Raw genomic sequence first — 25765 nt, forward strand, 5'->3', positions numbered from 1 at the left:
GTACCGGTTTTCGGTCAAGAGCATGGACTCAGCAAATGTAAAGGATAAGACCCATGGCCATTCTTCTTCTGGCTGATCATGACAGCAACCACCTTTCCGACCAGACCGCCAAGGCGCTGACGGCGGCGACACAGATTGCCCAGGGAACGGGAAGCGACGTGCACATCCTCGTCGCCGGCGCGGGCGCCAACACTGCGGCCGAACAGGCAGCCAAGCTTGCCGGCGTCTCCAAGGTGCTGGTTGCCGACGATGCCAGCCTCGCCAACAATCTCGCCGAACCGCTCGCAGCCCTCATCGTGTCCCTGGCTGGCAGCTATGACACCATCCTGACGGCGGCCACCTCGGTCGGCAAGAATGTGCTGCCGCGGGTTGCCGCTTTGCTCGATGTCGCCCAGGTCTCGGAAATCATCGAAGTCGTCTCCGCCGATACCTTCAAGCGGCCGATCTATGCCGGCAATGCCATTCAGACGGTGCAGTCGACTGATGCCAGACGCGTGATCACCGTGCGCACCGCTTCCTTCGCCTCTGCCGCAGACGGTGGTTCGGCCAGCATCGAAGCAATCCCGGCGGTCGCCAATCCCGGCCTGTCCAGCTTCGTCGCCGATGCATTGTCGACCTCGGACCGTCCGGAACTGACGTCTGCAAAGATCATCATCTCCGGTGGCCGCGCCCTCGGTTCGGCGGAGAAGTTCAAGGAAGTCATCCTTCCCGTCGCCGACAAGCTCGGGGCGGCCGTCGGCGCATCCCGCGCTGCCGTCGATGCCGGTTATGCCCCGAACGACTGGCAGGTCGGCCAGACCGGCAAGGTGGTGGCACCGCAGCTCTATATCGCCTGCGGCATCTCCGGTGCCATCCAGCATCTCGCCGGCATGAAGGATAGTAAGGTCATCGTCGCCATCAACAAGGACGAAGAGGCCCCGATCTTCCAGATTGCCGACTATGGCCTCGTCGCCGATCTCTTCGAGGCCCTGCCGGAACTCGAAAAGGCGCTGTGATCGCGTCGATCGGTCTTTTCGCAGTTGCGAAAGACTGGAAAATTGTCCTTTATGGAGCTATCAATCTTGCCGGGCTAGGAATAGTCCGGCAAATTTATGATGAAGAGCATGGCGCGCCACCAAGAACGCGCCGCCGGGGAGTTGGGCAATGAGTTCGCTGAAGACGATCGGTATTATCGGCGCGGGCCAAATGGGCTGCGGTATCGCCCATGTATCCGCCATGGCCGGCTACAAGGTCCACATCTACGATCTGTCGCAGGATCGCATCGAAAGCGGCCTTGCCACCATCAACGGCAACCTTGCCCGCCACGTCGCCTCGGGCAAGATGAGCGACGAGGACCGCAAGGCGGCGCTGTCGCGCATCACCGGCTCCTCCGATCTCAACGATCTCGCCCAAGTCGATCTCGCCATCGAGGCAGCAACCGAGGACGAGACCGTCAAGCGCAAGATCTACGCGCAGGTCTGTCCGATCCTGAAGCCCGAAGCGATCCTCGCCACCAACACATCATCGCTCTCGATCACCCGGCTCGCTTCGGCGACCGATCGGCCTGAGCGCTTCATGGGCATTCACTTCATGAACCCCGTGCCGGTGATGAAGTTGGTCGAGCTCGTGCGCGGCATAGCCACCGAGGAATCGACCTTCTCCGCAGCAAAGGAATTCGTCACCTCGCTGGAAAAGACGATCACCGTGGCCGAAGACTTTCCGGCCTTCATCGTCAACCGCATCCTGCTGCCGATGATCAACGAGGCGATCTATACGCTTTACGAGGGCGTCGGCACCGTCGATGCCATCGACACCGCCATGCGGCTCGGCGCCAACCATCCGATGGGACCGCTGCAGCTTGCCGATTTCATCGGCCTCGACACCTGCCTGTCGATCATGCAGGTGCTGCATGACGGCCTAGCGGATTCGAAATATCGCCCCTGCCCGCTGCTGGTGAAATATGTCGAAGCCGGCTGGCTCGGCCGCAAATCCGGCCGCGGCTTCTATGACTATCGCGGCGAGACGCCCGTTCCGACGCGCTGATCTTTTCGGCAGCCTGGGGGCCGACCCTAATCCTTCGAGGCTTCGGCCTTTGGTCGGCGCACCTCAGAATGAGGTCGGAGTAGGCTATGTCGGGTGAAGATGATCAGTCCTCATGGTGAGGAGGCCCGCAGGGCCGTCTCGAACCACGAGGGCGGGTGGTGAGCCGGTAACTGACTCAGAGATTATTCGATAGCGCGCCGGCTGCGGAAACCGATGCGCGGTACTCGCGCGCTCGCCGCTCCAGAAGCAGCTCAAACGCTTGTTTGATTCTCTTCACATGCGGCGTCTTATACTCAAAGCGCTCATTGTGAAGGTGAATCAGCATCGACGCGTTGACCTCGAAAATTACTACCCTGCCCTCTGAATCGAGTGAACAGTCGATACCAAAATAATCAAGGCCGATCTGGCGGCGGATGGCATCGAGGGCAGCCATGCCCTCTGGCCCGAAGACGCTGCCAGGATCGTTGAGAAAGGCCTCTTCCTCCTTGCGCATCCATTCGACGTCGGCCATGCGTGTCGAGACATGATGCACCTTCCAGCCATCGCCGATGGCCAGATGATAAGGAAGTATCTCATCTCCCACGAAGACGAAGCGGTACTTGCGGAAAAGCCCGTCGGGTGAACTGTAGTTGACGAAATCCGTCAGATAGAGGGTCTGCTCTCCGGCCTCCTCGGCAAAGCCCAGCAGGGCGTCGGCATCCTCCACCAGTTCCATCATATCGCCGCCATGTTTGCCCGTATGGCGCACGATTATTGGAAAGGCGCCGGTATCGCCGTCGCGCACCCGGCGCCGCAGGTCTTTTGCCTCGATACGAATCGTCGCTGGCATGACCGCGTTCGCAACCCCGCTCAGACGCCGTGAGATGGATTCGCGATCCGTCGCCAGCATCAGCCGCGGGTGATTGACGACCGACCGCTGCAGGGAATCGGCGACATCGATGGCCGATGCCATCACATCAAGCCCAAAGTCGGTTTCCGAAACGAGATTGACGACGACATCTACTTTATCGCTGCGGACCCGCGGGTCATTGCGATAACCACGCAAGACGAAGATCACTTCCGTGTCGAAGCAACTGTCTCTGATCAGATCCTCATAAGGCGTATTGCCAGATTCGGGTGAGAAGAGCAGGAGCACGCGAAACTTTGCAGGCTTCTTCGCCGCCGGATAGTTGCGGACCACGCCCATCTCGGCGACCGCCAGAAAACAAATATGCGCAGCCGCCGGATTTCCGAGCTTGAGCTCAAACTTTCCGCAAAGCATCAGCGCTTCGCGATCGGTCGGATCGACACGCAGCGCCCGTTGAGCCGTGGCCAGGCCCTCACGCCAGCGTCCGGTCGCCTCCAGCGCCTGCGCCTTGTTGCAAAGGCAGCGAAAGTCCTCGGGGAAACGCGCCAATCCTTTGTCATAGGCTGCTATTGCCCGATCGAAATCGCCGGATTTCTGAAGAAGATCTCCAAGCCGTGCCCATGATGTCGGGTCCTCTGGCGACTGATGGCAGTTGCGCAAAGCTTCTTGTATGGCGTCCGGCACATTGCGCAGCGACTCGAGAACCTGGCTGCGCTTGGAAAGAGCCAAACCGTAGTCGCCCTTGAGGGAGATTGCCCGCTCGAGACTTGAAAGCGCTTCGATCGATCGGCCCAGCTCCTGAAGCACGACTCCCTGATGATACCAGGAGACCGCATCGCCCGGCTGCGCGGCAACCACTCGCTCGTAACACGACAGCGCCCGTGCAAAATCGCCGGCGTCCTGACATGCTATGCCAAGGCCGGACATCGCATGCACATAATCGGGTTTGAGGCTGAGTGCTGTTTCGAACCACAAGATGGCATCCTGGGGCCTATCGACTTTCAGCAGCAAAAAACCCAGCGTGTTGCACGCGATCGGTTCACGGCTGACAAGCTCGCCAGCCGATAGGAACACATTGATTGCATCCTCATAACGACCGGCATCCATCAAGGTCGCAGCCTGGACTAGGATGGAGGGCAGCGTTGATGCATCGGACAGGGCGTAGGCTGGAGATTGGGTCATCGGGATCGATTTTCAAACAGAGAATCGGCTGGGCGATTATTCCAGCCTCTCATCTCAGCCTTGCCCGAGGATGACCCCGTATTCGCTCAGTTCCAAATCTCGGGTTTCACGCAAACGGCCTCACAACGCGACCGCAGCCTTCACCAAATTCTTCGCGTCGTCACTGTCCCAGGCCGCCGGGCCATTCATGGCCGAGATGAGACAGCCCTTGCCGTCGATCAGCAGGGTTACCGGCAGGCCGAAGGCGAGACCTTGCTTTTTCAACGCATTGAAGACGCCCATGGTGTTGTCGCGATAATAGCCGAGCTTGTCTATGCCGTAATCGTTGCGGAACGCCTTCGGCTTTTCGTCGTCACCCGTGTCGATATTGACGGCCACGACCTCGAACTTGTCGCTGCCCACGCTCTTCTCCAGCGCGTTCAATGCCGGCATCTCCTCGCGGCAGGGCACGCACCACGTCGCCCAGACATTAAGCAGCAGGGTCTTGCCGGAGAAATTGCCCACCGAGAGCGACTGACCGTCCGGACCCTTGAAGGCTACGTCCTGCAGCGAGATCGGCGTCTGCGGCGCGGCCATGGCGGCGACCTGACCCTTGGCAAAGGGTGTCAAAGCCGCGGCGCGATCCTTCGCCGTTTCGCATTGTCCGGATGAGGCCATTTCAAGGACGCCATTGCCATACCCCATCTCCTTCACGTATACCGCTGCCGCACCGGCGACGACCCCGGCGACGGCGGCAAGCAGAACGAGTTTCACGGACGGCAGACCGAACGGCTTCTTTGCTGTCATTACATTCTCCAGGTAGGCATCTCATGGCTGACGGCAAGGACACCAAATCCTCCAACCAGATGTGGGGCGGACGTTTCGCCTCCGGCCCCGCGGCAATCATGGAGGAGATAAATGCATCGATCGGTTTCGACAAGAAGCTGTTTGCGCAGGATATCCGCGGCTCCATCGCCCATGCCGGCATGCTCGCCCATCAGGGCATCATTTCAACCGAGGATAAAGACAAGATCGTTCACGGGCTGAACACGATTTTGTCAGAGATCGAAGCCGGCAATTTCGAATTTTCCCGCCGCCTCGAAGACATTCACATGAATGTCGAAGCGCGGCTCGCGACCCTGATCGGACCGGCTGCCGGACGCCTGCACACCGCCCGCTCGCGCAACGACCAGGTGGCGCTCGATTTCCGCCTCTGGGTGAAAGAAGAGCTGCAGAAATGCGAGCAGGCGCTGACCGACCTGATATCAGCCTTCCTCGACCGCGCCGAAGAGCACGCTGAAACCGTCATGCCCGGCTTCACCCATCTGCAGACGGCGCAGCCGGTCACCTTCGGCCATCATTGCATGGCCTATGTCGAAATGTTCGGCCGCGACCGTTCGCGCGTGCGCCACGCTATCGAGCACATGGACGAGTCGCCGATCGGGGCCGCGGCGCTTGCCGGCACGGGCTTTCCGATTGATCGTCACATGACGGCCAAGGCGCTCGGTTTCCGCGAGCCGACCCGCAATTCGATCGACACTGTCTCCGACCGCGATTTCGCCATCGAGTTCCTGTCGATCGCCGCCATCGCCGGCATGCACTTGTCGCGGCTCGCCGAGGAAATCGTCATCTGGTCGACGCCTCAGTTCGGCTTCGTGCGCCTCTCGGATGCCTTCTCGACCGGCTCTTCCATCATGCCGCAGAAGAAGAACCCGGATGCCGCCGAGCTGGTGCGCGCCAAGACCGGCCGCATCAACGGCTCGCTGGTCGCGCTGCTGACGATCATGAAGGGTCTGCCGCTCGCCTATTCCAAGGACATGCAGGAAGACAAGGAACAGGTCTTCGACGCCGCCGAAAGCCTGGAGCTGGCCGTCGCCGCCATGACCGGCATGGTGCGCGATATGACGATCAATACCGCTCGCATGAAGGCCGCCGCCGGCTCCGGCTATTCGACCGCGACCGACCTCGCCGACTGGCTGGTGCGCGAAGCGGGCCTGCCCTTCCGTGACGCCCACCATGTCACCGGTCGCGCCGTCGCCCTCGCCGAAAGCAAGTCCTGCGATCTCGCCGAACTGTCGCTCGAAGAGCTGCAGGCGATCCACCCTGACATCACGGCCAAGATCTTCGACGTTCTGACCGTAGAGGCCTCGGTCGCAAGCCGCAAAAGCTATGGTGGCACGGCGCCGTCGGAAGTGCGCAAGCAGATCGCCTTCTGGCGCGCCCGCAACTGAGAAAATCGCCGAAACCACAACCAAACAATCAGGGTGCACAAGCCCCGGAAACTTCGCTATGAAGGACTGCTTTCCGCGTTTGCCGCCCAAGAGGATTTCGATGCAGATCAACATGCCGCATATCATCCGCCTGACCGTCGTGCTTTCGGTCATCGGCCTTGCCGTCGTCGGATGTGGCCGCAAAGGCGATCTCGATCCGCCAAGTGCAGCGGCGACCAAGGGCGGCGACGTCAACAAGCCGACGAAACAGCCGGGCACCGAGGACAAGAAGTTCCTCCTCGATCCCCTCCTCTAAACAGGCATCGACCGTGAACCATTTTCAGTATCGCGACGGCATTCTCTACGCCGAGGACGTTCCCGTTCCCGAGATCGCCAAGGCTGTCGGCACGCCTTTCTACGTCTATTCGACGGCGACGCTCGAGCGTCACTACCGCGTCTTCTCCGAAGCATTCGGCGATGTCGACGCGATGGTCTGCTACGCTATGAAGGCCAATTCCAACCAGGCGGTGCTGAAGACGCTCGGCCGGCTCGGCGCCGGCGTCGACGTCGTCTCCGTCGGCGAATTGCATCGCGCCTTGGCGGCCGGTATTCCGGCAAGCCGCATCATGTTCTCCGGCGTCGGCAAGACCGCTGAGGAGATGGACGTGGCGCTTGAAGCCGGCATCTACTGCTTCAACGTCGAATCCGAGCCGGAACTGGAAGTGCTGAACCAGCGCGCCGTCCGCGCCGGCAAGGTCGCCCCCGTCTCCTTCCGCATCAATCCGGACGTCGATGCTCGCACGCATGCGAAGATTTCGACCGGCAAGAAGGAAAACAAGTTCGGCATTTCCTGGGAACGTGCCCGCGCCGTCTATGGCCGTGCCGCCAGCCTGCCGGGCATCAAGGTCACCGGCATCGACATGCATATCGGCAGCCAGATCACCGAGCTGCAGCCTTTCGAAGACGCCTTCAAGCTGCTGCGTGATCTCGTCGAGACGCTGCGTGGCGATGGCCATGATATTCATCATGTCGATATCGGCGGCGGCCTCGGCATTCCTTACCGCGACGACAACAACCCGCCGCCGGTGCCGGAAGCCTATGCCCACATCGTCAAGAACCAATTGAGCGGTCTGAACTGCAAGATCGTCACCGAGCCCGGCCGCCTGATCGTCGGCAATGCCGGCATCCTGGTGACCGAGGTGATCTACGTGAAGGACGGCGGCAACAAGACCTTCGTTATCGTCGATGGCGCGATGAATGACCTGATCCGCCCGACGCTCTACGAGGCCTATCACGAAATCCGCGCCGTCGAGATCACCGCCGCCAACGCCCCGCGCATCAAGGCCGATGTTGTCGGCCCTGTCTGCGAGACCGGCGACTACCTGGCTCTCGATCGTGAAATGGCGATGCCGAAGCCCGGCGATCTGCTCGCCATCAGCTCCGGCGGCGCTTACGGCGCGGTCCAGGCCGGCACCTATAACAGCCGGCTTCTGGTGCCGGAAGTGTTGGTCAAGGGCGGCGGTTTCCACGTCATTCGCCCACGCAAGACCTATGAAGAGCTGATTGGCCTCGATTCCATCCCGCCCTGGCTCGACGCATAATTCGAAAATCCGAAGCGATTTTCGGATGGAATTCATGCGCCGCGCCCAACCAAGCAGCTTAATCACGTTTCGGCGAAATCCGATGAAAAAGCGGCCTTTACCGCCGCTTGCCCTCGTCTTCGCCACAAAGAATGTTATCTTCCTGTGAAAGGCGTCTCGCCGGACGCCGTAACTGCGGGCGTATGCGACGCCCCGCCGTCTCCATGGGAGAGATAGCCATCAACGTCAGAGCGGGGAGAAAACCGGACCGATGACCAGCCCCAGCAACCTCAAGAAGGGCGCTCTCGCCACCCGTCCGGCGCTGGCGCGGCTGGTTGCGGTCAAGCGTCTCTTTGCTCGGGTGGTACTGATCTCGGAACAGATCCTGCCCCTGCTGCTGGTGCCGCTTTCGATCCTGGCTCTTTTCCTCTCGGCTGCCTGGTTCGGCATTTTCCGCATCGCGCCGGATGCTCTGCGCCTCGTCCTGCTTGCGGTTTTCGCGCTCGCCTTTGCCGTCTCCGTTTTCCCCTTCCGCCGCCTGCGCTGGCCGACGGTCGCCGAAGCCGATCGGATGCTGGAGGAGCGCAACGGCCTTGCCCACCAGCCTGTCACCGTACAGGAGGACGAGCCGGCTTTTGATACACCCTTTGCCCGGGCGTTGTGGCGGGAGCATCAGGAGCGCATGGCAGCGCGGATTGCGGCTCTGGACGCCGGCCTGCCGCGTCCTGACATCGCCCGTTACGACCGCTTCGCGCTTCGCACCATTCCGGCCCTGCTGCTGGTCACTGCTTTCAGCTTCTCCATGTCCAACAGCGGCGGCGCGCTCAGCGATGCCTTCACTGCTCCGGCCGAGACGTCGATCAATCCGGACCTGCGCGTCGATGCCTGGGTAACGCCGCCCTACTATACCGGGGAAGCCCCCGTCTACCTGACGGGCAGTGCTGCTAACACGGGCGACAGCGTCAACGTACCGCAATTCTCCGAACTTACCGTGCGCGTCACCGGCGCTTCGACGGATGAGAAGGTCTTGTTTCAGGCTGCCGGCAGCGGCAGCGACACCGGCGCCGAAATCCCCGAGCAGGCGGCGGATGTGAGCAAGCAGCCGCCGGCGAACGGCAATGCCGCCACGCCTCCGGCCGTACAACCGGTGTCCAACAACGCCGCCGCTCCGGCTGGCGCCGACGCCATGGTCGCCCGCACCCATGTGCTGAAGCTCGAAAAAGGCGGCAAGCTCACCGTCAACGGCAAATCCTGGTCCTTCAAAGTGGTCACCGACAAGCCGCCGGAAATCGCCTTCGACGGTATTCCGCACGGCAACCCCAACGGCGCGCTCGAAATGGGCTTCAAAGTCAAGGACGACTACGGCATCGAGGAGGCCCATGCCGAAATCGTGCCTGTGGAGACCGATCCCAAAGCCACGCCGCTTTACGGCCTGCCGGAATACAAGCTGGAGATTTCGCGCCGGGATCGCCGTAACGGCAAAGGGCTGGCGAGCCACGACCTGACGCAGGACCCGCTTGCCGGCAGGCAGGTGCGCATTACCCTCGTCGCCCGCGACGGCGCGGGCCAGACCGGCCGCAGCGCACCCTATGAAATGACCCTGCCCTCGCGCAATTTCACCGAGCCGCTCGCTGCCGCCGTTGCCGAGGAACGCCAGGTTTTCGCGCTGGACACCCGCAAAATGCCGGAGGCGATTGAACTCAATCGGTCGCTGACGATCCGGCCGAATGAGACGATCCCGGATCTCGGCAACTACCTGCTGCTCGAATCGGCGCTGACCCGTATGAAACTCGCTCGGGGCGATATCGCGCTGAAGGATACTGCCGACTATCTGTGGCAGATCGCGCTCGGCATGGAAGACGCACAGTTGACCGATGCGGAAAAGGCGCTGCGCGACGCGCAGCAGAAGCTCTCCGAGGCCCTGCAGCGCAATGCGTCCGATGCCGAGATCAAGAAGCTGATGGACGAACTGCGCAAGGCAATGAACGACTATATGAAGGAGCTCGCCGAGCGCATGAAGAACATGCCGGCGCAGCCAAACCAGAAGTCGGCCAATATCCTGCGCCAGCAGGACCTGCAGCGGATGATGGATCAGATCGAAAATCTGGCCCGTTCCGGCAACCGCCAGGCGGCGCAGCAGATGCTGTCCGAACTGCAGCAGATGATGAACAGCCTCCAGGCCGGACGGCCGCAACGCGGTCAGAACCAGCAGCAGAACGAAGCCAACGACAAGATGCGCCAGCAGATGGACAAGCTCGGCCGCATCCTGCGCGACCAGCAGAAGCTGATGGAGCAGACCTTCAAGCTCGACCAGGCCATGCGCGACCGCATGCAGCGCGGCGATCCCAACGAAGATGGTGACGATGCGCTGAACCAGCCCATGCCGGATCTGACCGATCCGACACAGCCGGATATGGGGCAGCGGGATCAGGGGCAGCAGGATCGGCAGCAGGGCCAGGAACAGCAAGGCCAGCAGAAGGGTCAGAAGCAGCAGGGCGACAATCAGACTGATAATATGACTGCCGATCAACTGCGTGATGCGCTGAAGCAATTGCGCAAGCAGCAGGATGAACTCGGCAAGCAGCTCGGCGAACTGCAAAAGGACCTCGGTTCCATGGGCATGAAGCCGAACCAGAATTACGGCAAGGCTCAACAGGAAATGAAGGGCGCCTCCGGCGACCTCTCCCAGGGCAATGGCGAAGCCGCCGTACAGGGCCAGGGCCGCGCGCTGGACGCCCTACGCAAGGGCACGCGCGATATGATGAACCAGCTTATGGCGCAGATGCAGCAACAGCAGGGTCAGGGCCAAGGTCAGCAGCAGGGACAAGTCGGCCAGGGTAATCAGAACGGCCGCGATCCCCTCGGCCGTCAACGCAACGATGGCAACTTCTTTGATGATGCAAACGAAAACAAGATACCGAACATCATCGATCCGCAACGCGCCCGCGAAATCCTCGATGCGATCCGCGAGCGGTTAAGCAACAACCCGTCATTTTCGGAAGAACGGCGCTATCTGGAGCGCCTGCTCGATCTTGGCCAGTAAGAGAAGAGCTGACGCCACCTTCGCCGCCACGGGCGAAGGTCATGTCTGACATAACTGCTTAAGCCGCCAGCGCGCGGGCAACGGCCTTGCGAATATCCGGCAAAGCGAAAGGCTTGGCGACGACGTCGACGATCTTTTCCATGAGGTCGTCGGCGCGTTCGCGCTGCTCGGCATAGCCGGTCATTAAGAGGATTTTCATGCCAGGGCAGGTCGAGGCAGCCTGATGCGCCAGTTCGATACCGTCCATCACCGGCATGCGAATATCGGAGAGTAGCAGGTCGTAAGCCCCCTGCTTCAGCTTTTCCAGACCTTCGGCGCCATCGGCCGCCTCTTCGGTCTCGTGTCCGTCCAAGCGCAGGGCGCGCGCGACAAAGGTGCGAAGAGAATCTTCGTCTTCGGTGATCAGAATTTTTGCCATGGTCTATGCTCCGTGGTCCGTCATGTTCCGCGACCGAAATCACCAGAATTCCGTTTGCGATCGGTAAACGACGGCGGTGCGATGCGGCTCCGTGGTTAATGAGTCGTCATCGCTGGAGCATATTGGGACAGCTTGTATGAGCGTTGGATTGTCCCAAAACGGCAGCCATACTTGGCTCCCGATACGTCAGGCGTCCCCGGTTACCACGCCAACAAAGGGCAACTCGCGGAAGGCATAGGCAACGTCCATGCCGTAACCGACGACGAAATAATCGGGGCATTCGAAGCCGACATAGTCGGCCTCCAGCTCTTCCTGGCGCTTCACGCTCTTGTCGAGCAGCACCGCGAGCGTGACATGGCGGGCGCCGCGCTCGTAGAGCAATTCCTTTGCGAATCGCAGCGTGCGGCCGGATTCCAGAATGTCGTCGATCAGCAGCACATCGCGATCCCTGACATCGCTGTCGATGTCCTTGACGATGCGCACGCCCTGGGAGACCGTGCCTGCGCCGTAACTCGAGAGCGTGATGAACTCGACTTCTGGCGCCAGTCCCGTCTCATGCAGCGCACGCAGCAGATCGGCGGCAAAGATGAACGAGCCCTTGAGAATGGCGATGACGAGGAGATCCTTCGTCGGTCCGCTGGCGATTTCCTTCGCCATGGCGCGATTGCGCTCGGCGATCTGCTCGGCGGTGAAAAGCGGCTCGATATTCTTCCCGCGTACGACAGGCATTGATTGGCATGCTCCATGGCTATTTTCGGCGCTTGTCCGCCGATCAAGCTCTAGCCCGTAGCACAAACCTGAGGGCCGACACACCCCCTAAGGCATGAAGGAGAGGCGAACATCCGGCATTTTTCCACCGGGATGCTGCAATCGCGTGGAAAATCCGCGGCTCTCATGCGGCCCGATACGGTTTACCGGCGGGTTCACCACCACGCTTGTCAGCAATTGACCGCCGGAGAAGATATCTGCACGGACAGGTGGCACCGAGAGCGTGGCGCCGGTCTCGTTCTCGATGATGCCGTTAACGGTGAGCACCCGCATGCCGTTCTCGTCGCGCGGCGTCAGCGTCACATGGGAAAACTGTAGCGGCTCCGAGGTGGCCTGTGCCGGCGTACCCGACAATCCCGAGAAGCCGCCGGCAAGCCCGAAGACCAGGATGGCCAGAGCAACGATGAGCGCCACGAAGCTGCGCCGCGAGGCTTGCTGCAGCCAGCCTTCGGCAAGGCGCAGGCCCGTGAGCGCATGCAGGAAAGCTCCCTTGGGAGCCGGCCGCGGCGATTGGCTGGGGCGGAAAGCCCCGTCGCGAGCGTTGCTGCCCGAGGCGGTTCTGATGCGGCTGGGAATGACCGTCACGAACTCGGCGTCGACGACATCCGGCTTCGGCCCGAAGCGGCGCGATAGTCCCGAACCCAATGCGCGTTCGGGCGGCAGCAGGTCATAGATCAATCCCGCCTGTTGTTGGCGGTGGCGAAAAGTGCCCATGACGATCTCCCTTTCCGGTGATCCACATGGTTTCAACGCCCACCTGAATTCTGGGCATTGAAACGAATCCTGCCCAGTCGTAAATTTTAATAGTTAATGCTTCGCAAAGATCGCCATGAATCGGGCGCCTTTCCAGCAAAATTTACCGGCTGTTAACGCCCTTGGTTAACAAGTCGCCTGATTGAACACTGCGGAAGAGTGGACTGCCCGTTGATTCATTTTGAGAACGTCGGTTTGCGCTATGGTATGGGTCCGGAAATCCTCCGTGACCTGACCTTCGACATTCCGCGAAAATCGTTCCAGTTCCTGACGGGACCTTCCGGCGCCGGCAAGACGACGTTGCTTCGGCTTCTCTTCATGTCGCTGCAGCCGACCCGCGGACTGATCCGCATGTTCGACCGCGAGATTTCCTCGATCCCGCGCAACGAGCTGCCGTTGCTGCGCCGCCGCGTCGGCATCGTCTTTCAGGACTTCCGGCTGCTGGAGCATCTCACGACATACGAAAACGTCGCCCTGCCGCTGCGCGTGCGCGGCAAGGAGGAAAGTTCCTATCGCACCGACGTATTGGAACTATTGAAGTGGGTCGGCCTCGGCGAACGCATCAATGTGCTGCCGCCGGTGCTGTCGGGCGGCGAGAAGCAGCGCGCCGCCATTGCCCGCGCCCTGATCGACCGCCCCGAGATCCTGCTCGCCGACGAACCGACCGGCAATGTCGATCCACCCATGGCACGGCGGCTGCTGAACCTGTTCCTCGAACTCAATCGCCTCGGCACGGCCGTCGTCATCGCCACGCACGACCTCACGCTCATGGATCAGATCGAAGCCCGGCGCATGATTTTATCGGGAGGGCATCTCGATATCTATGACTGAGCCCGCTCCCCGCAGGAAAGCCTCGAATGCCGGGGCTGCCAACAACCAGGAAAGACCCGTCGCATCTCCGCCGGAGAAGAGGCGGCCGGAAATGCGCGTGCGCCCGACCGGACCGATCGTGCCGTCCTCCAATATCCAAGGCAATGCGCTGATCGTCGTTATCGCCATCATGGCTTTCCTTGCCTGCCTGACGCTCGGCGCCGTCAGCATGGTGCGCTCGACGGCGGCAAGCTGGGAGAGCCAGATTTCCCGCGAGATCACCATCCAGATCAAGCCGGACGACAATCTCGATATGGACAAGGCGCTGGCCAGCGCCCGCGACATCGCGCTTGGTTTCGTCGGCACCAAGTCCGGCCAGATCGTCGACGAGGCGGCGACCGCTCGCTTGCTCGAACCCTGGCTCGGCGCCGGCCTCGACCTCAAGGAGCTGCCCGTCCCGCGCCTGGTGATCATCACGATCGACGAAACGCATCCCCCCGACTTCGAGGCGATGCGCAACCTCCTCAAGGATCAGATTCCGCAGGCGACGCTGGATGATCACCGCACCTGGGTCGATCGGCTCGTCTCGATGGCGCACACCACCGTTCTCATCGGCACCGGCGTCCTGCTCCTGGTTTTCACCGCCATGGTGCTGACCGTGGTGTTTGCCACGCGCGGCGCGCTCTCGAGCAATCGCCACATCGTCGAGGTGCTCCATTTCGTCGGCGCCGAGAGCACCTTTGTTGCCACCGAATTCCAGAAGCATTTCCTGAAGATCAGCCTGAAGGGTTCGGCTGCCGGCAGCGCGCTCGCCGCCCTGTTTTTCGCCAGCGCCGGCTTTCTGCAAAGCCGCACGATCGCGACGCCGCAGACCGACCAGGCAACCGCCCTGTTCGGCACATTCTCGGTCGGCGCGCTCGGCTATCTCGGCATCCTCGCCACCATGATCATCATTGCCCTGCTCACCACGGTCACGGCGCGCTTCACCGTCATGCGCACCATTTACGAGATCGATTTGATCCGCTCCGACCCCGGAAGAACCGAAACTGTGCAAAATTGACGCTAGGGCGATGATTTTTTTCGATCTAATGGTCTGTTCCTTGCCGCAATTGGCGCATAATAGCGAATCATGAGCATGGACCTGACGACTCGCAAGACCGTGAGTTCGCAGACGTTGCGAGAGCAATCCCGCAGCGACCGGCCTGTGCGGCGCAGCCTCTTCCGAAGGTTTTTGCGCTGGGGCGGCTTCGGCTTCATCATCCTTGTCGCCGTTGTCTTCGGCGGCTTCCTGCATTTCGCCGATTCGATCACCACGCTGAAGCCGCCGCCGGAACCGAAGGCGGATGCCATTGTCGTGCTGACTGGCGGCTATCAGCGCATAGGCCAGGCCGTGGAACTGCTGCGCACCGGCGCCGGCAACAGGTTGTTGATTTCCGGCGTCCATCCGACCACGACGCCGTCGCAAATCCGCAGGCTGACCCAAAGCCCCGTCAGTCTCTTCAATTGCTGTGTCGATGTCGGTTATGACGCCCTCGACACCATCGGCAATGCCCGCGAAGCCGCGAAATGGATCCATGCCAGAGGCTACAAGAGCATACTGGTGGTGACGAACAACTATCACATGCCGCGCAGCCTGGCCGAGCTGAAATATGTCGATCCGGCCACGGATTTCATTCCCTATCCGGTGGTCAATTCCGATCTCAAGACCAAGAACTGGTTCACCGACCCCAATGCGCTGCGCACCATGCTCTCCGAATATGCCAAGGTTCTTCTCGCCGGCGCCCGCAATCTCACGGGTCTCGGACGCCCGCTCGGCCTGCGCTCGCGGGAGACGGACGATGATCCGGACTAAGATACTTGGCGACACATGGACCGACTTTTTATTGACAGCGTAATCGTGTAGGCAAAGCTTCAGATGCTGGCGAAAGCCGGCGTGTTGGGAAAGCCTTTGATGATCACCTTGCGTTCGATCCTGTTCAATACGACCTTCTATGCCAACCTGATCATTCGCATGATCGTGCTTTCACCGATCTATTTCCTGATGCCGCGCAAGGCCGGCTACGCGATCCCCAAGGCCTGGGCGAAATCCAGCGTCTGGCTGATGGAGAAGATCGTCGGCACCACCTTCGAGATCGAGGGCTTGGAGAATATTCCCGCCGGCAGCTACATCTTCGCCCCGAAGCATCAATCCTTCTGGGATACCTTCGCACTGCTGCCCTATCTCGATGATCCGGTCTACATTCTGAAGCGCGAGCTGATGTGGATTCCGCTGTTCGGCTGGTATGCGAAGAAACAGCGCATGATCCCGGTCGACCGCAGCGCCCGCGGCAAGGTGATGTTCGACGTGCTGAAGCGCACGCGGGAAGAGCTTTCTACCGGCCGCCAGTTGATCATCTATCCCGAGGGCACTCGCCGTCCGCCGGGGGCCGAGCCGGTCTATAAGTACGGCATCGCCCGCATGTATCGTGATCTCGACATTCCCGTCGTCGCCGTGGCCATGCATCCCGGCCTGTTCTGGCCGCGCCGCACCTTCCGCAAGTATCCCGGCCATTTCAAGGTGCGCATCCTGCCGCCGATCCCGCCGGGCCTGGATCCGGACGCCTTCTTCGCGCGATTGCTTGAGGAGACGGAAAAGGCAAGCGACGAATTGCTGGTCGAAACCATCGCCAACAATCCGCATCTGCCGGTCCCGCCGACGGCCGCGCGGCGCCTGGCCGAGATCGCAAAAGCGAAGATGGCGACCGCGGTTTAAGACGCCTCCCGCATCCGCTCGATCTCGCCCGCCACCTGCTCCAGCCATTGGTCGCGAATGCCCATCTCGCGCAGATGCGTCAGCGTATTGAAGACATAGGCATCGTTCGGTCCGGACTGTCCGACGGCGGAATCGACAATATGGGCCGCCTCTATGGCGTCGAGCGTGCCGGCATATTGCTGATGATTACGGTCGACAATATAGGCGACGGCAGCTACCCTTCGGCCATCCGCGAGACGAATGGGCAGCGTCCTTTCCAGATAGACGTTGGTGACCAACTCCCGCTCGCGTAGATAGCTCAGCACTTCGTCCCGCTCGGCGGCTGCTATGCTGAATGCCATGCCGCGGCAGGAGCCGCCGTGATCGAGGCCGAGCACCAGGCCCGGACTTGCCTCCGTGCCGCGATGGACCCAGGAATGGACGCAAAGGGAGCGGCGGTAGCCGAAAATCAAGGCCTCTGCTTTTTCAACATAGCTAAACCCCGGATTCCACATGAGTGATCCGTAGCCAAATACCCAAAATTCGTCCATATCCAACGCCAAATCATTGTGAACACATAGGTTCAACCATTGGAGAACAACATGGCAGCGTCAAGCCAGAGCGTAGCATCCGGCAGAGGCAAACGCATGTGGCTCATCGGGCTGGGGCTGATCGTGATCCTTGCCGGGCTTTATACCGGCGGTTGGTTTTATGCGACCACGATGGTGAAGACGACCGTGCTGAAGGCGCTCGGCGAGCAGAAAGACGCAGGCATTTCGGGCGAATGCAGCGACATGGCCTTCAGCGGCTTTCCCTTCTCCATCGGCCTCTCCTGCGCCAAGGTGACCGTCGACGATCATGTGAAGGGCGTTTCCGCCTCCTTCGACAACCTCCATGCCTCGGCGCCGGTCTATCAGCCGAACCATGTCGGCTGGAGCCTGAGATCGCCGGCCGAGATCCGCACCGCGCAGGGTTTGACGGTGTCGGCCGAATGGACGGATCTGCAATCGAATCTCATCGCCAAGGGCCGTGGCGTGGCGCAGAGCGAGACCGTCATCGATGGGCTAAAGGCTGGCATCGTCTCCTCGTTCACCGGCCAGAGCGCCGACGTGACCGCCGCGCACACCGAAATGCACGCGCGCCAGAACGGCGACGACCTGGAACTGGCGATCGGCATCGAAAATGCCAATGCCGTCATCAAGGATTTTCCGCAGACGCTGCCGACGGCATCGACAAGCGCCGATATCACCTTGACCGGCAAGGCAGGCTTGCTCGACGGCAGCGACGGACACGGCCTTTATGGTGCTGCAGGCGTTCTTCGCAAGGTGGTGATCGATATCGGCGACGGCCGCGTCATGACCCTTTCCGGCCCCTTCAATTTCGACGATCAGGGCTTTCTGTCCGGTCAGTTCAAACTGGAGATCAATCAGATCGGACCATGGGGCGACAGCCTGAAAGCAACGATCCCAGCCGCCAAAAACATGATCGACACCGCCACCAAGCTTCTGAAGTCGCTCGCGGCCGGCGGTGACAAGGTCTCCGTCGATCTCACCGCCGATCGCGGCCGCCTCTCGCTCAGCGGCTTCATTCCGCTCGGCAAGATCCCGCCGATCTGAGAATCACCACCTGCGCCTCAGCGGGGCGAAGGTTATGTCGATACCTACTTCTTCACATCCAGCGCGTGACGCCCGAAATCCGGGGCGTCGACGTCCTGGCCAGCCTCGACGATCGAGCGGCGGATGGCGCGTGTGCGGGTGAAGAGATCGAAAATCTTGTCGCCCTCTCCCCAGCGGATTGCCCGCTGCAGATAGGCAAGATCTTCCGAGAAACGCGCCAGCATTTCCAGAATGGCATCGCGATTGTGCAGGCAGACGTCGCGCCACATTGTCGGGTCGGACGCGGCGAGACGGGTGAAATCGCGGAAGCCGGAGGCGGAATATTTGATCACTTCCGATTCCGTCACCGTCTCCAGATCATCAGCCGTGCCGACGATGTTATAGGCGATGAGATGCGGCAGATGCGAAACGATCGCCAGCACCTTGTCGTGATGGGTGGCATCCATCTCATCGACGCGCGAGCCGAGCGCTTCCCAGAAATGGCGAAGCCTTTTGACGGCGGCCTCGTCGGTGCCGGGGATCGGCGTGAAGATGCACCAGCGCCCTTCGAACAGCCCGGCAAACCCGGCGTCAGGCCCGGACTTCTCCGTGCCCGCAATGGGGTGGCCGGGAATGAAATGCACATTGCTCGGCATATGCGGCTGCATCTGCGCGATGACGGACGCCTTGGTCGAGCCGACGTCGGTGACGATGGCGCCGGGCTTCAGATGCGCGGAGATTTCCGCCGCAACGCTTCCCGATGCGCCGACCGGCACGGAGACGATGACGAGATCGGCATCCCCAACGGCTTCGGCCGACGATTGCGTATAGCGGTCGCCGAGTTCGAGTTCTTCGGCACGCTTCAGCGTCTCGGCGCTTCGCGTCGAGATCACTACTTCCTTGGCGAGGCCGAGCCGCTTGATGTCATAGGCGATCGACGAGCCGATCAGGCCGATGCCGATCAGCGCGATACGGTCGAACTGCATGCTGCTCATGCCTTGCGCCCCATGAATTCGGTCAGGGCATCGATGACGCCCAGATTAGCCTCTTCCGTGCCGATGCTCATGCGCAGCGAATTCGGGAAGCCGTAGGCACGCACCGCACGCAGGATATAGCCGCGGCTGGTCAGGAACTCGTCGGCATCGGCAGCACGCTTGCCCTCGATATCGGGGAAGTGAACAAGCACGAAGTTGGCGACCGACGGCGTCACCTCGAGGCCGATCGATTCGAAGGCCTTCGTCACTTTCTCGATCCACAGCGTATTGTGCGCCACGGCCTTCTGGGTGAAGGCCTGGTCGCGGATGGCGGCCGCACCGGCGGCAATGGCTGCCGCATTCATGTTGAACGGGCCACGCACACGGTTCAGCGCATCCACCACATCGGCCGGCCCATACAGCCAGCCGACGCGCAGCGCCGCAAGCCCGTAGATCTTCGAGAAGGTACGGGTCATGACGACATTGGGATTAGAGGAGACAAGCTCGAGGCCGGCTTCATAATCGTTGCGGCGGACATATTCGGCATAGGCAGCGTCAAGCACGAGGATAACATGCTTCGGCAAGCCCGCCTGCAGACGGCGGATTTCGCTGACCGGCACATAAGTGCCCGTCGGGTTGGCCGGATTGGCGATGAAGACGATCTTGGTCTTGTCGGTTACAGCGGCAAGAATCGCGTCGACATCGACAGTACGATCCTTCTCCTTGACCGTCACCGGCGTTGCGCCTGCGGCCAGGATCTGGATCTTGTAGATCAGGAAGCCGTGCTCGGTGATGATGCCTTCATCTCCGGCGCTGAGATAGACATGGCAGAGCAGGCCGAGCAGCTCATCGGAACCGTTGCCGCAGAGGATATTGGCGGTGTTCAGGCCGTGAATGTCGGCGATCGCCTGACGCAACTCCGTGGCCTGCCCGTCCGGGTAGCGTTCCAAATGCTCGCCGGCTGCGCGGAAGGCTTCGATGGCCTTGGGGCTTGCACCGAACGGCGTCTCGTTCGAGGAGAGCTTGAACACCCGCGCCACGCCCGGCGCATGCTCCTTGCCCGGCACATAGGCGGCGATATCGAGAATGCCGGGGCGCGGGACGGGCTTGCTCATTTCCATGCTCATGGGATCGACCTTGGGAAGGGCCGGAAAATTCCGGCTTTAGACATCTCGTGGCATTAATGCGGATTGACGAATTTGTCGAGTGTTTGCCAGTTGGCAAGCCTGCTCATGCACCGTCGCGCGTCGTCGGTATGCCGCGCGGCGCCAGCACCGGCACGAAGACGCGGCGCGAGGCGCGGACGGCGACCGGCAGGCCCTGGTAAAGCCGCTTCTGCGCCTCGACGATGATGACGCCGGAAAAAGCCGGCCAGAGCGTACGCCCGATCCGTTCGAAGGCGCGTCTGAGCCGCAGGACGGTGCGCAGCTTCGAGGGCGGAAAGAACAGCGCCTCGGCGGTCGCACCCGGCGTAAAGTTGGTCTCTCGCAGCAGTGAAGTAAGCTGCCCTCGCGAATAGGGCCGACCGGAGCCGAAGGGTGTATGCTCCATGCGCGCCCATACGCCCGTGCGGTTCGGCACGACGATGACGAGCCGGCCGCCAGGCGCCAGCACGCGCCAAAGCTCCTTCAGCGTCTCGCGCGGGCTTTCGGCGAATTCCAGCGAATGCACCATCAGAACCCGGTCGATGGAACTGTCCGGCAGTGGCAATTCCTCGTCGAAGATCAATGCTGTCGCCGAAACCGAATCCACCGGCCAGTTCACGGCGCCCTGCCCGGCCGGCATGAAGGCGAAAGTGCGTTCGGTGTCGGCGCGGAAACGATCGAGATAGGGAACGGCATAGCCAAGGCCGACAAGCCGTTCTTCCGGCAGCCGCGACCAGATCGAGGAAAGCGCCATGGCGATAGACTGCTCGGCCAAGCGCCCAAGCTCGGAATGATAGAATTGGCGGAGATCGACGATATCGGCGTGCATCGCCACAAATGTTATCAGCCACCCGTTGGACTTCAAGGCCGAACCGCCTACATTCCGATTCAAGCGCATCGATAAGGACTATTTCGACCATGAAACCCTTGGAATTAGAGGTATTTATCTGCCGCTCAGACAATTTCGGCGTGCTCGTCCATGATCCAGAAAGCGGCTACACGGCGTCGATCGACGCGCCTGAAGCAGAGCCTATCCTGGCGGCCGCCAAGCGTCGGGGCTGGACGATCACCCACATCCTCACCACCCATCACCACACCGATCATGTCGAGGGCAATCTGGCGCTGAAGGAGCAATTCGGCTGCGAAATCATCGGCCCGATCAATGAAGCAGTCGCCATTCCCGGCCTCGACCGCGCCGTCAGCGACGGTGACACCTTCGAGTTCGGCGATCATACCGTCAACGTCATCGAGACACCGGGCCATACGGCTGGTCATGTCTGTTACCACTTCGAGGATGACAAGCTGCTTTTTGCCGCCGACACGCTCTTTGCGCTCGGCTGCGGCCGGCTGTTCGAGCGGCCGGCGGCGGATATGTGGGCATCCCTCCAGAAGCTCGCCGTATTGCCGGACGAAACGGCAATCTATTTCGGCCATGAATATACGCTGTCCAACGCCCGCTTTGCCGTTACCATCGATCCCGACAATGAAAGGCTGAAGGCGCGCGCCGCCGATATCGAGGCGCTGAGGGCCGAAGGCAAATTCACCATTCCGACGACGCTCGCGCTGGAGAAAGAAACCAATCCCTTCCTGCGCGCCGCCGATCCATCGATCCGCAGGAATCTGCTGATGGAAAGCCGCAGCAACGAGGAAGTCTTTGCCGAAATCCGCAAGCGCAAGGACAATTTCTGATGCGGCCGGAAGAGATCATCGAGGCACTTTCCATGCAGCCGCATCCGGAAGGCGGCTGGTATGTACAGACGTTCCGCGACGAGCATGGCGGCAACCGCGGCCATTCGACCGCGATCTACTATCTGCTACAGGCGGGCGAACGCTCGCATTGGCATCGGGTGCGCGACGCCGCGGAGGTCTGGCACTACTATGCCGGCGCACCGCTTGCGCTGTATCGCTCCGCCGACGGCAAAACGAGCGAGACGATCGTCCTCGGCGTCGACCTCGCAAAAGGCGAGCGTCCGCAGGCGATCATCCCCGCCGATTGGTGGCAGGCGGCCGAAACTCTCGGCGATTTCACCCTCGTCGGCTGCACGGTCGCGCCGGGCTTCGAATTTTCCAGCTTCGAAATGGCCGCTCCCGGCTGGAAGCCTTCATCAGACTGAACTTTTCCCGTTCTTTGATATCACGTACGACCCAAGGTGGCTGCTTTGCGGACAGCCGCCTTGAAAAACCTTCGCACTGCCGCAGCTTTACACGGGGAGAGAGAAATTGGTTGATGTGGAGGAGATTTTTTCGTGCGCTTGTTGTTCCCCGTGTTTGTTCTGGCGGGCTGTGTCATGAGCCTTCCCGCCGCTGCCCTTGACGCTCCCGCCGCACCGCCGGCGGAACGTCCGCTGAAGGAATTCGTCACCTCCGTCGGCAAAGACGGATCGATCACCTTCCGCCTCTACGCTCCTTCGGCAAAAGCCGTCACCGTCGTTCTCGGCTCGCACAATCCGATCGCGCTGCAACGCGGCGATGACGGCATATGGGCTGCCAAGACCGAGCCGACGAAGCCCAACCTCTATGAATACTATTTCAACGTCGACGGCTTTCGCAGCATCGATCCCGGCACAAATTCGCCCAAGCCGCAGCGGCAGGTGAATACCAGCCTCATCCTCGTGCCCGGCAGCATCCTCGATATTCGCAATGTTCCGCACGGCGACCTGCGATTGGTGACACTACATTCCAAAGCGCTCGATTCGGAGCGCCAGATGTATGTCTACACACCGCCCGGCTATAGCAATCCGACGAAGCCACTACCCGTGCTCTATCTCTATCACGGCTTCGGCGACACGGCCGCATCCTGGATTGCGCAGGGACGGGCACCCCAGATTCTCGACAATCTGCTGGCGGAAAAGAAGATCGAGCCGATGATCGTCGTCATTCCGGACACGGAAACCGACGTGCCGGATGCGGTTGCGGAGAATTTCCCCGCCGCCGAACGCCGGAAAAACTTCTATCCGGCAAATGCCGAAGCAGCGGATCGAGAACTCATCGAGGATCTCATCCCCTATATGAAAAACCATTACCAGGTGCGCAGCGATGCTGACGGACGTGCGGTCGCCGGCCTGTCGCAGGGCGGATACCAGGCGCTCGTTTCCGGCCTCTCGCATCTCGGCACCTTCGGCTGGGTCGCGACCTTCAGCGGGGTGAGCACGACCACCGTGTCGAACAAGGCCGTTGACGCAGCTTTGAGCGGCCCTGACAAGGTCAACAAGCTACGCAACTTCACGGTGACGGTTGGAAGCAAGGACCAGGTCGTCGGCAAGGACGTCGCCGGCCTGAAGGCGATGCTCGAAGAGAAGAAAATCAAACACGACTATCAAGAATACCCGGACCTCGGGCATGAGATGGATGTCTGGCGGCCGTCGCTGATCGCATTCCTGCAAAAAGTCTTCAAGGAATAGGCGGCAACGACCGGAGCGGAGCTATTGCGCCGCTTCCGCCTGTGCCGGGCCGGTATTGTCCCGGCGCAGGATCATCCTGTGCGCTGCCAGCACCGCCCCGCCGGTGACCAGAATGCAGGCAAGCGCGATGCTCCAGCTAGGTTCGGCAAAGCCGAACAAAGTGAGGATCAGCGTCGAGAGCAGCGGTGCAGCATAGCTCGCCGCGCCGAGAATCTGGATATCGCCGTTTTTGACGCCGTAATCCCAGGCATAGAAGGCAGCGCCTACCGGAAAAAGCCCGAGCCCGAATACCGCAATCCATTGCGACGCCGCTTCCGGCCAGATCGTATCCTCCAGGCCAAGATGGCAGACGAGGGAAAGGGCTGATGTCACCAGACAGAAGATAGTGACGACATCGGTCGATACCGCCTCGAACCGGCGGGTGATCAACGAATAGCCGGACCAGGTGAAGGCGCAGAGAAATGCCGCACCGTAGCCGATGGCATGGGCACCCTCGAAGTGAAACCCGTTGCGGCCGACGATCAGCACCGTGCCAGCAAGACCCATCAGCGCGCCGACGATATGGTACCAGCGCAGCCGCTCGCCCGGCAGGAGCGCCGAGCCGACCACGATCAGCAACGGCCAGAGATAGGCGATCAGCCCCGCCTCGACCGCCGGCGCATGGCGCAGCGCGGTGAAATAGAGGAAATGATAGCCGAACAGCCCGGCGATGCCGGTGATCCAGACCTTGGCCGGCTGGCGCAGCAACTGCGGGCGCTCCGGCCTCAAGGCGAGAACAACGATGCCGGGGATGCTGCCGATGGCGAAACAGATGGCGAGCAATTGAAACGGCGGCATCTTACCCGATGCCACCGTCAGCAAGGCCAGAAACGACCACATCACGATGGCCGCAAATCCCGTCAATGTTGCGCGAAACTTCAAGTCGGCCCCCAGTCTGTCGCCGCGGGCTCTTTCCGAATCGAAAGCCCGTCTAGCTACCGTATTTCACGGCAGTAATCGTCACCGTCCCGTATTGCGTCGGGATACGGACGTAGACAGGCGCATATACATTCATGGCATCAGCCTTGGCAAACCAGATCTCCATGCCGTCGCTCTTGGCGAGATAGAGATAATCCTTGCGCGTTCCCTTATAGCCGCTCTTCGGCGTGAAGCGTACGCCACAGGCAATCGTCTTGCCCTTGAAACCATCCGTCGAAAACGGGTGCGATCCCTTCGGCGACAGTTTCAGATCCATGCGCATCTCGCCGTCGAAGACAGGCAAGGTCTGATTGCAGAGGTTGAGATTGGCGGTCGCTGGAAAGATCATGCCGGAAATCGGATCGAGTACCGAGTGCAGATCTCCGTTGCTGAGCGGAATCCAGCTTTGCGGCCGCTTCGGCTCCGGCGTGATCGTATTCGACGTCACATTGCCATCGGTATAGGCGACATCATAGGTGCGTTCCTTCTTTCCGCTCTTGTAATAGAGAGTGTAATGCGTCGCCTGCAGCTTGTTATCGCCGACCGTGCCGGTCACATCGGTTTTCGCATCGATCGACGTGACGAGATCGGCAAGGCCCGCCGACGTAATATCGCCCCGGATGGTAAACTGCTTATCCTTGACCTCGGTCTTGAAATCCGCCCTCGCGATCGGAAAACCGGCGAGCGACACGCGATACTGTGTTTCATGCCGCAGTTCCTCGGCCGATGCCGCCAAGGGCATCGACGCCAGCAGGGCCGAAACAAAAAGCCACCTTCCAAAATGAACCATGACCAAAGCCTTCAACAAAGAGCAGACAGCATATATAGGCGCTTTATGCCCTTGCTGCGACAATCAGAAAACAGCAGCTTTTTGACGGAATTGCGGGAAAGCTCAAGGTTTGGCTTGACGTAGCCGGTCGCTCTGACTATAGAACCGCAACTTTCCAATTATGGCCTGTTGGATTGCGCGCCGGGTTTTGCCCGGGATGACTATCCGATGGCCAAGAAAAACAAAAGTAGGTGTACTATGTCCCGCATGTGCGAATTGACCGGCAAGGCCGTCCTCGTGGGCAACAATGTCAGCCACGCCAACAACAAGACCAAGCGTCGGTTCCTGCCGAACCTCTGCCAGGTCACGCTGATTTCTGACGTTCTTGGCCAGCGTTATCGTCTGCGCGTTTCCGCTGCAGCACTCCGCTCGGTCGAGCATCGCGGCGGTCTCGACGCTTTCCTGATCAAGGCAAGCGAAAACGAGCTCAGCATGCGCGCCCGCCTGCTGCGTCGCCAGATCGTCAAGAAGACCGCTGAAGCTGCTGCCGTAGCAGCCTAAGCTTCCGCGCTTCTAGAAAT

The 25765-nt window shown here is 60.9% G+C and carries 26 protein-coding genes; 15 read left to right on the forward strand and 11 right to left on the reverse strand.

Translation table 11 applies throughout. The features are described 5' to 3' along the window. The first annotated feature begins 53 nt into the window (after positions 1–53). The gene (locus NXC24_RS17890) at positions 54–995 is read left to right on the forward strand and encodes an electron transfer flavoprotein subunit alpha/FixB family protein (RefSeq protein WP_104824515.1); all 942 of its coding nucleotides are present in this window, start codon (positions 54–56) and stop codon (positions 993–995) included. Between the two features lie 148 nt (positions 996–1143). Continuing rightward, entirely contained in the window at positions 1144–2022 is an 879-nt protein-coding gene (locus NXC24_RS17895; RefSeq protein ID WP_104824516.1) for a 3-hydroxybutyryl-CoA dehydrogenase, read from the forward strand. 175 nt (positions 2023–2197) lie between these two features. Here the strand turns inward: NXC24_RS17895 and NXC24_RS17900 are convergent, their stop codons facing one another. Next, positions 2198–4051: a tetratricopeptide repeat protein gene (locus NXC24_RS17900; protein ID WP_104824517.1), complete on the reverse strand. Its 1854-nt coding sequence runs from the start codon at positions 4049–4051 to the stop codon at positions 2198–2200. A 120-nt stretch (positions 4052–4171) separates the two neighbouring features. Next, positions 4172–4837, reverse strand: a complete 666-nt coding sequence (locus NXC24_RS17905) for a TlpA disulfide reductase family protein (protein ID WP_104824518.1) — start codon at positions 4835–4837, stop codon at positions 4172–4174. A gap of 23 nt (positions 4838–4860) precedes the next feature. Between NXC24_RS17905 and argH the strand changes: the two genes are divergently transcribed. The 4 genes from argH (at position 4861) to NXC24_RS17925 (ending at position 10863) form a co-directional block, all read left to right on the forward strand. Beyond that, a complete protein-coding gene (gene argH / locus NXC24_RS17910) occupies positions 4861–6261 on the forward strand; it encodes an argininosuccinate lyase (protein ID WP_104824519.1) in 1401 nt (466 codons plus the stop codon). Positions 6262–6361: 100 nt separating this feature from the next. After that, positions 6362–6556 (forward strand): lipoprotein, encoded by a 195-nt coding sequence (locus NXC24_RS17915; protein ID WP_028754825.1) that lies wholly within the window; start codon positions 6362–6364, stop codon positions 6554–6556. 13 nt (positions 6557–6569) lie between these two features. Beyond that, positions 6570–7841: a diaminopimelate decarboxylase gene (gene lysA, locus NXC24_RS17920; RefSeq protein WP_104824520.1), complete on the forward strand. Its 1272-nt coding sequence runs from the start codon at positions 6570–6572 to the stop codon at positions 7839–7841. Positions 7842–8091: 250 nt separating this feature from the next. Continuing rightward, positions 8092–10863: a TIGR02302 family protein gene (locus NXC24_RS17925; RefSeq protein WP_104824521.1), complete on the forward strand. Its 2772-nt coding sequence runs from the start codon at positions 8092–8094 to the stop codon at positions 10861–10863. 58 nt (positions 10864–10921) lie between these two features. Here the strand turns inward: NXC24_RS17925 and NXC24_RS17930 are convergent, their stop codons facing one another. From NXC24_RS17930 to NXC24_RS17940, 3 genes are all read right to left on the reverse strand, one after another. Next, positions 10922–11281, reverse strand: coding sequence for a response regulator (locus NXC24_RS17930; RefSeq protein WP_104824522.1), 360 nt, complete (start codon positions 11279–11281; stop codon positions 10922–10924). Between the two features lie 186 nt (positions 11282–11467). Further along, positions 11468–12010: a hypoxanthine phosphoribosyltransferase gene (gene hpt, locus NXC24_RS17935; RefSeq protein ID WP_104824523.1), complete on the reverse strand. Its 543-nt coding sequence runs from the start codon at positions 12008–12010 to the stop codon at positions 11468–11470. Between the two features lie 87 nt (positions 12011–12097). Then, entirely contained in the window at positions 12098–12763 is a 666-nt protein-coding gene (locus tag NXC24_RS17940; RefSeq protein ID WP_104824524.1) for a hypothetical protein, read from the reverse strand. Positions 12764–12973: 210 nt separating this feature from the next. Here NXC24_RS17940 and ftsE point away from each other — a divergent pair, with 210 nt between their 5' ends. The 4 genes from ftsE (at position 12974) to NXC24_RS17960 (ending at position 16364) form a co-directional block, all read left to right on the forward strand. Then, positions 12974–13633, forward strand: coding sequence for a cell division ATP-binding protein FtsE (gene ftsE / locus NXC24_RS17945; protein WP_199773495.1), 660 nt, complete (start codon positions 12974–12976; stop codon positions 13631–13633). A 91-nt stretch (positions 13634–13724) separates the two neighbouring features. Beyond that, positions 13725–14672 (forward strand): ABC transporter permease, encoded by a 948-nt coding sequence (locus NXC24_RS17950; RefSeq protein WP_104824526.1) that lies wholly within the window; start codon positions 13725–13727, stop codon positions 14670–14672. Between the two features lie 69 nt (positions 14673–14741). After that, complete coding sequence (locus NXC24_RS17955) at positions 14742–15464, forward strand: YdcF family protein (protein WP_104824527.1); 723 nt, start codon at positions 14742–14744, stop codon at positions 15462–15464. Between the two features lie 99 nt (positions 15465–15563). Further along, a complete protein-coding gene (locus tag NXC24_RS17960; RefSeq protein ID WP_104825232.1) occupies positions 15564–16364 on the forward strand; it encodes a 1-acyl-sn-glycerol-3-phosphate acyltransferase in 801 nt (266 codons plus the stop codon). Here the strand turns inward: NXC24_RS17960 and NXC24_RS17965 are convergent. Then, positions 16361–16894 (reverse strand): gamma-glutamylcyclotransferase, encoded by a 534-nt coding sequence (locus NXC24_RS17965; protein WP_104824528.1) that lies wholly within the window; start codon positions 16892–16894, stop codon positions 16361–16363. The two genes, NXC24_RS17960 and NXC24_RS17965, sit on opposite strands and share 4 nt — an antisense overlap. 51 nt (positions 16895–16945) lie before the next feature. On the opposite strand from NXC24_RS17965, the gene NXC24_RS17970 reads away from it, so the two are divergent. Next, entirely contained in the window at positions 16946–17959 is a 1014-nt protein-coding gene (locus NXC24_RS17970) for a DUF2125 domain-containing protein (RefSeq protein ID WP_104824529.1), read from the forward strand. A gap of 44 nt (positions 17960–18003) precedes the next feature. Here NXC24_RS17970 and NXC24_RS17975 read toward each other — a convergent pair whose 3' ends face one another. The 3 genes from NXC24_RS17975 to NXC24_RS17985 all read right to left on the reverse strand — a co-directional run bounded on the left by NXC24_RS17975 (position 18004) and on the right by NXC24_RS17985 (position 20922). Further along, positions 18004–18933 (reverse strand): prephenate/arogenate dehydrogenase family protein, encoded by a 930-nt coding sequence (locus NXC24_RS17975; RefSeq protein WP_104824530.1) that lies wholly within the window; start codon positions 18931–18933, stop codon positions 18004–18006. Continuing rightward, complete coding sequence (gene hisC, locus NXC24_RS17980; protein ID WP_104824531.1) at positions 18930–20039, reverse strand: histidinol-phosphate transaminase; 1110 nt, start codon at positions 20037–20039, stop codon at positions 18930–18932. Before hisC ends, NXC24_RS17975 begins: the two co-directional genes overlap by 4 nt. Positions 20040–20142: 103 nt before the next feature. Then, positions 20143–20922, reverse strand: coding sequence for a class I SAM-dependent methyltransferase (locus tag NXC24_RS17985; RefSeq protein ID WP_104825233.1), 780 nt, complete (start codon positions 20920–20922; stop codon positions 20143–20145). A gap of 53 nt (positions 20923–20975) precedes the next feature. Between NXC24_RS17985 and gloB the strand changes: the two genes are divergently transcribed. From gloB to NXC24_RS18000, 3 genes are all read left to right on the forward strand, one after another. Continuing rightward, the gene (gene gloB, locus NXC24_RS17990; RefSeq protein WP_104824532.1) at positions 20976–21746 is read left to right on the forward strand and encodes a hydroxyacylglutathione hydrolase; all 771 of its coding nucleotides are present in this window, start codon (positions 20976–20978) and stop codon (positions 21744–21746) included. Beyond that, entirely contained in the window at positions 21746–22171 is a 426-nt protein-coding gene (locus NXC24_RS17995) for a cupin domain-containing protein (protein ID WP_104824533.1), read from the forward strand. Before gloB ends, NXC24_RS17995 begins: the two co-directional genes overlap by 1 nt. 132 nt (positions 22172–22303) lie before the next feature. Beyond that, a complete protein-coding gene (locus tag NXC24_RS18000) occupies positions 22304–23458 on the forward strand; it encodes an esterase (RefSeq protein WP_104824534.1) in 1155 nt (384 codons plus the stop codon). Positions 23459–23479: 21 nt separating this feature from the next. Here NXC24_RS18000 and NXC24_RS18005 read toward each other — a convergent pair whose 3' ends face one another. Together NXC24_RS18005 and NXC24_RS18010 are read right to left on the reverse strand one after the other, a co-directional pair. Further along, on the reverse strand, positions 23480–24379 hold the full coding sequence (locus NXC24_RS18005) for an EamA family transporter (RefSeq protein WP_104824535.1): 900 nt from the start codon (positions 24377–24379) through the stop codon (positions 23480–23482). Between the two features lie 49 nt (positions 24380–24428). After that, a complete protein-coding gene (locus NXC24_RS18010) occupies positions 24429–25205 on the reverse strand; it encodes a DUF3108 domain-containing protein (protein WP_104824536.1) in 777 nt (258 codons plus the stop codon). Positions 25206–25442: 237 nt separating this feature from the next. On the opposite strand from NXC24_RS18010, the gene rpmB reads away from it, so the two are divergent. After that, positions 25443–25745 carry a 50S ribosomal protein L28 gene (rpmB, locus tag NXC24_RS18015; protein WP_104824537.1) on the forward strand — a complete coding sequence of 101 codons (303 nt, stop codon included), beginning with the start codon at positions 25443–25445 and terminating at the stop codon, positions 25743–25745. Positions 25746–25765: the final 20 nt, after the last annotated feature.

Origin of the sequence: Rhizobium sp. NXC24 (assembly GCF_002944315.1) — a bacterium.
Classification (GTDB): domain Bacteria; phylum Pseudomonadota; class Alphaproteobacteria; order Rhizobiales; family Rhizobiaceae; genus Rhizobium.

Bases quoted from the DNA above. Each gene is read 5' to 3' on its own strand.
- NXC24_RS17890 (WP_104824515.1), top strand. From the start codon at position 54: ATGGCCATTCTTCTTCTGGCTGATCATGACAGCAACCACCTTTCCGAC.
- NXC24_RS17895 (WP_104824516.1), top strand. From the start codon at position 1,144: ATGAGTTCGCTGAAGACGATCGGTATTATCGGCGCGGGCCAAATGGGC.
- NXC24_RS17900 (WP_104824517.1), bottom strand. From the start codon at position 4,051: ATGACCCAATCTCCAGCCTACGCCCTGTCCGATGCATCAACGCTGCCC.
- NXC24_RS17905 (WP_104824518.1), bottom strand. From the start codon at position 4,837: ATGACAGCAAAGAAGCCGTTCGGTCTGCCGTCCGTGAAACTCGTTCTG.
- argH (WP_104824519.1), top strand. From the start codon at position 4,861: ATGGCTGACGGCAAGGACACCAAATCCTCCAACCAGATGTGGGGCGGA.
- NXC24_RS17915 (WP_028754825.1), top strand. From the start codon at position 6,362: ATGCAGATCAACATGCCGCATATCATCCGCCTGACCGTCGTGCTTTCG.
- NXC24_RS17925 (WP_104824521.1), top strand. From the start codon at position 8,092: ATGACCAGCCCCAGCAACCTCAAGAAGGGCGCTCTCGCCACCCGTCCG.
- NXC24_RS17930 (WP_104824522.1), bottom strand. From the start codon at position 11,281: ATGGCAAAAATTCTGATCACCGAAGACGAAGATTCTCTTCGCACCTTT.
- hpt (WP_104824523.1), bottom strand. From the start codon at position 12,010: ATGCCTGTCGTACGCGGGAAGAATATCGAGCCGCTTTTCACCGCCGAG.
- NXC24_RS17940 (WP_104824524.1), bottom strand. From the start codon at position 12,763: ATGGGCACTTTTCGCCACCGCCAACAACAGGCGGGATTGATCTATGAC.
- NXC24_RS17950 (WP_104824526.1), top strand. From the start codon at position 13,725: ATGCGCGTGCGCCCGACCGGACCGATCGTGCCGTCCTCCAATATCCAA.
- NXC24_RS17955 (WP_104824527.1), top strand. From the start codon at position 14,742: ATGAGCATGGACCTGACGACTCGCAAGACCGTGAGTTCGCAGACGTTG.
- NXC24_RS17960 (WP_104825232.1), top strand. From the start codon at position 15,564: ATGATCACCTTGCGTTCGATCCTGTTCAATACGACCTTCTATGCCAAC.
- NXC24_RS17965 (WP_104824528.1), bottom strand. From the start codon at position 16,894: ATGGACGAATTTTGGGTATTTGGCTACGGATCACTCATGTGGAATCCG.
- NXC24_RS17970 (WP_104824529.1), top strand. From the start codon at position 16,946: ATGGCAGCGTCAAGCCAGAGCGTAGCATCCGGCAGAGGCAAACGCATG.
- NXC24_RS17975 (WP_104824530.1), bottom strand. From the start codon at position 18,933: ATGAGCAGCATGCAGTTCGACCGTATCGCGCTGATCGGCATCGGCCTG.
- hisC (WP_104824531.1), bottom strand. From the start codon at position 20,039: ATGAGCATGGAAATGAGCAAGCCCGTCCCGCGCCCCGGCATTCTCGAT.
- gloB (WP_104824532.1), top strand. From the start codon at position 20,976: ATGAAACCCTTGGAATTAGAGGTATTTATCTGCCGCTCAGACAATTTC.
- NXC24_RS17995 (WP_104824533.1), top strand. From the start codon at position 21,746: ATGCGGCCGGAAGAGATCATCGAGGCACTTTCCATGCAGCCGCATCCG.
- NXC24_RS18010 (WP_104824536.1), bottom strand. From the start codon at position 25,205: ATGGTTCATTTTGGAAGGTGGCTTTTTGTTTCGGCCCTGCTGGCGTCG.
- rpmB (WP_104824537.1), top strand. From the start codon at position 25,443: ATGTCCCGCATGTGCGAATTGACCGGCAAGGCCGTCCTCGTGGGCAAC.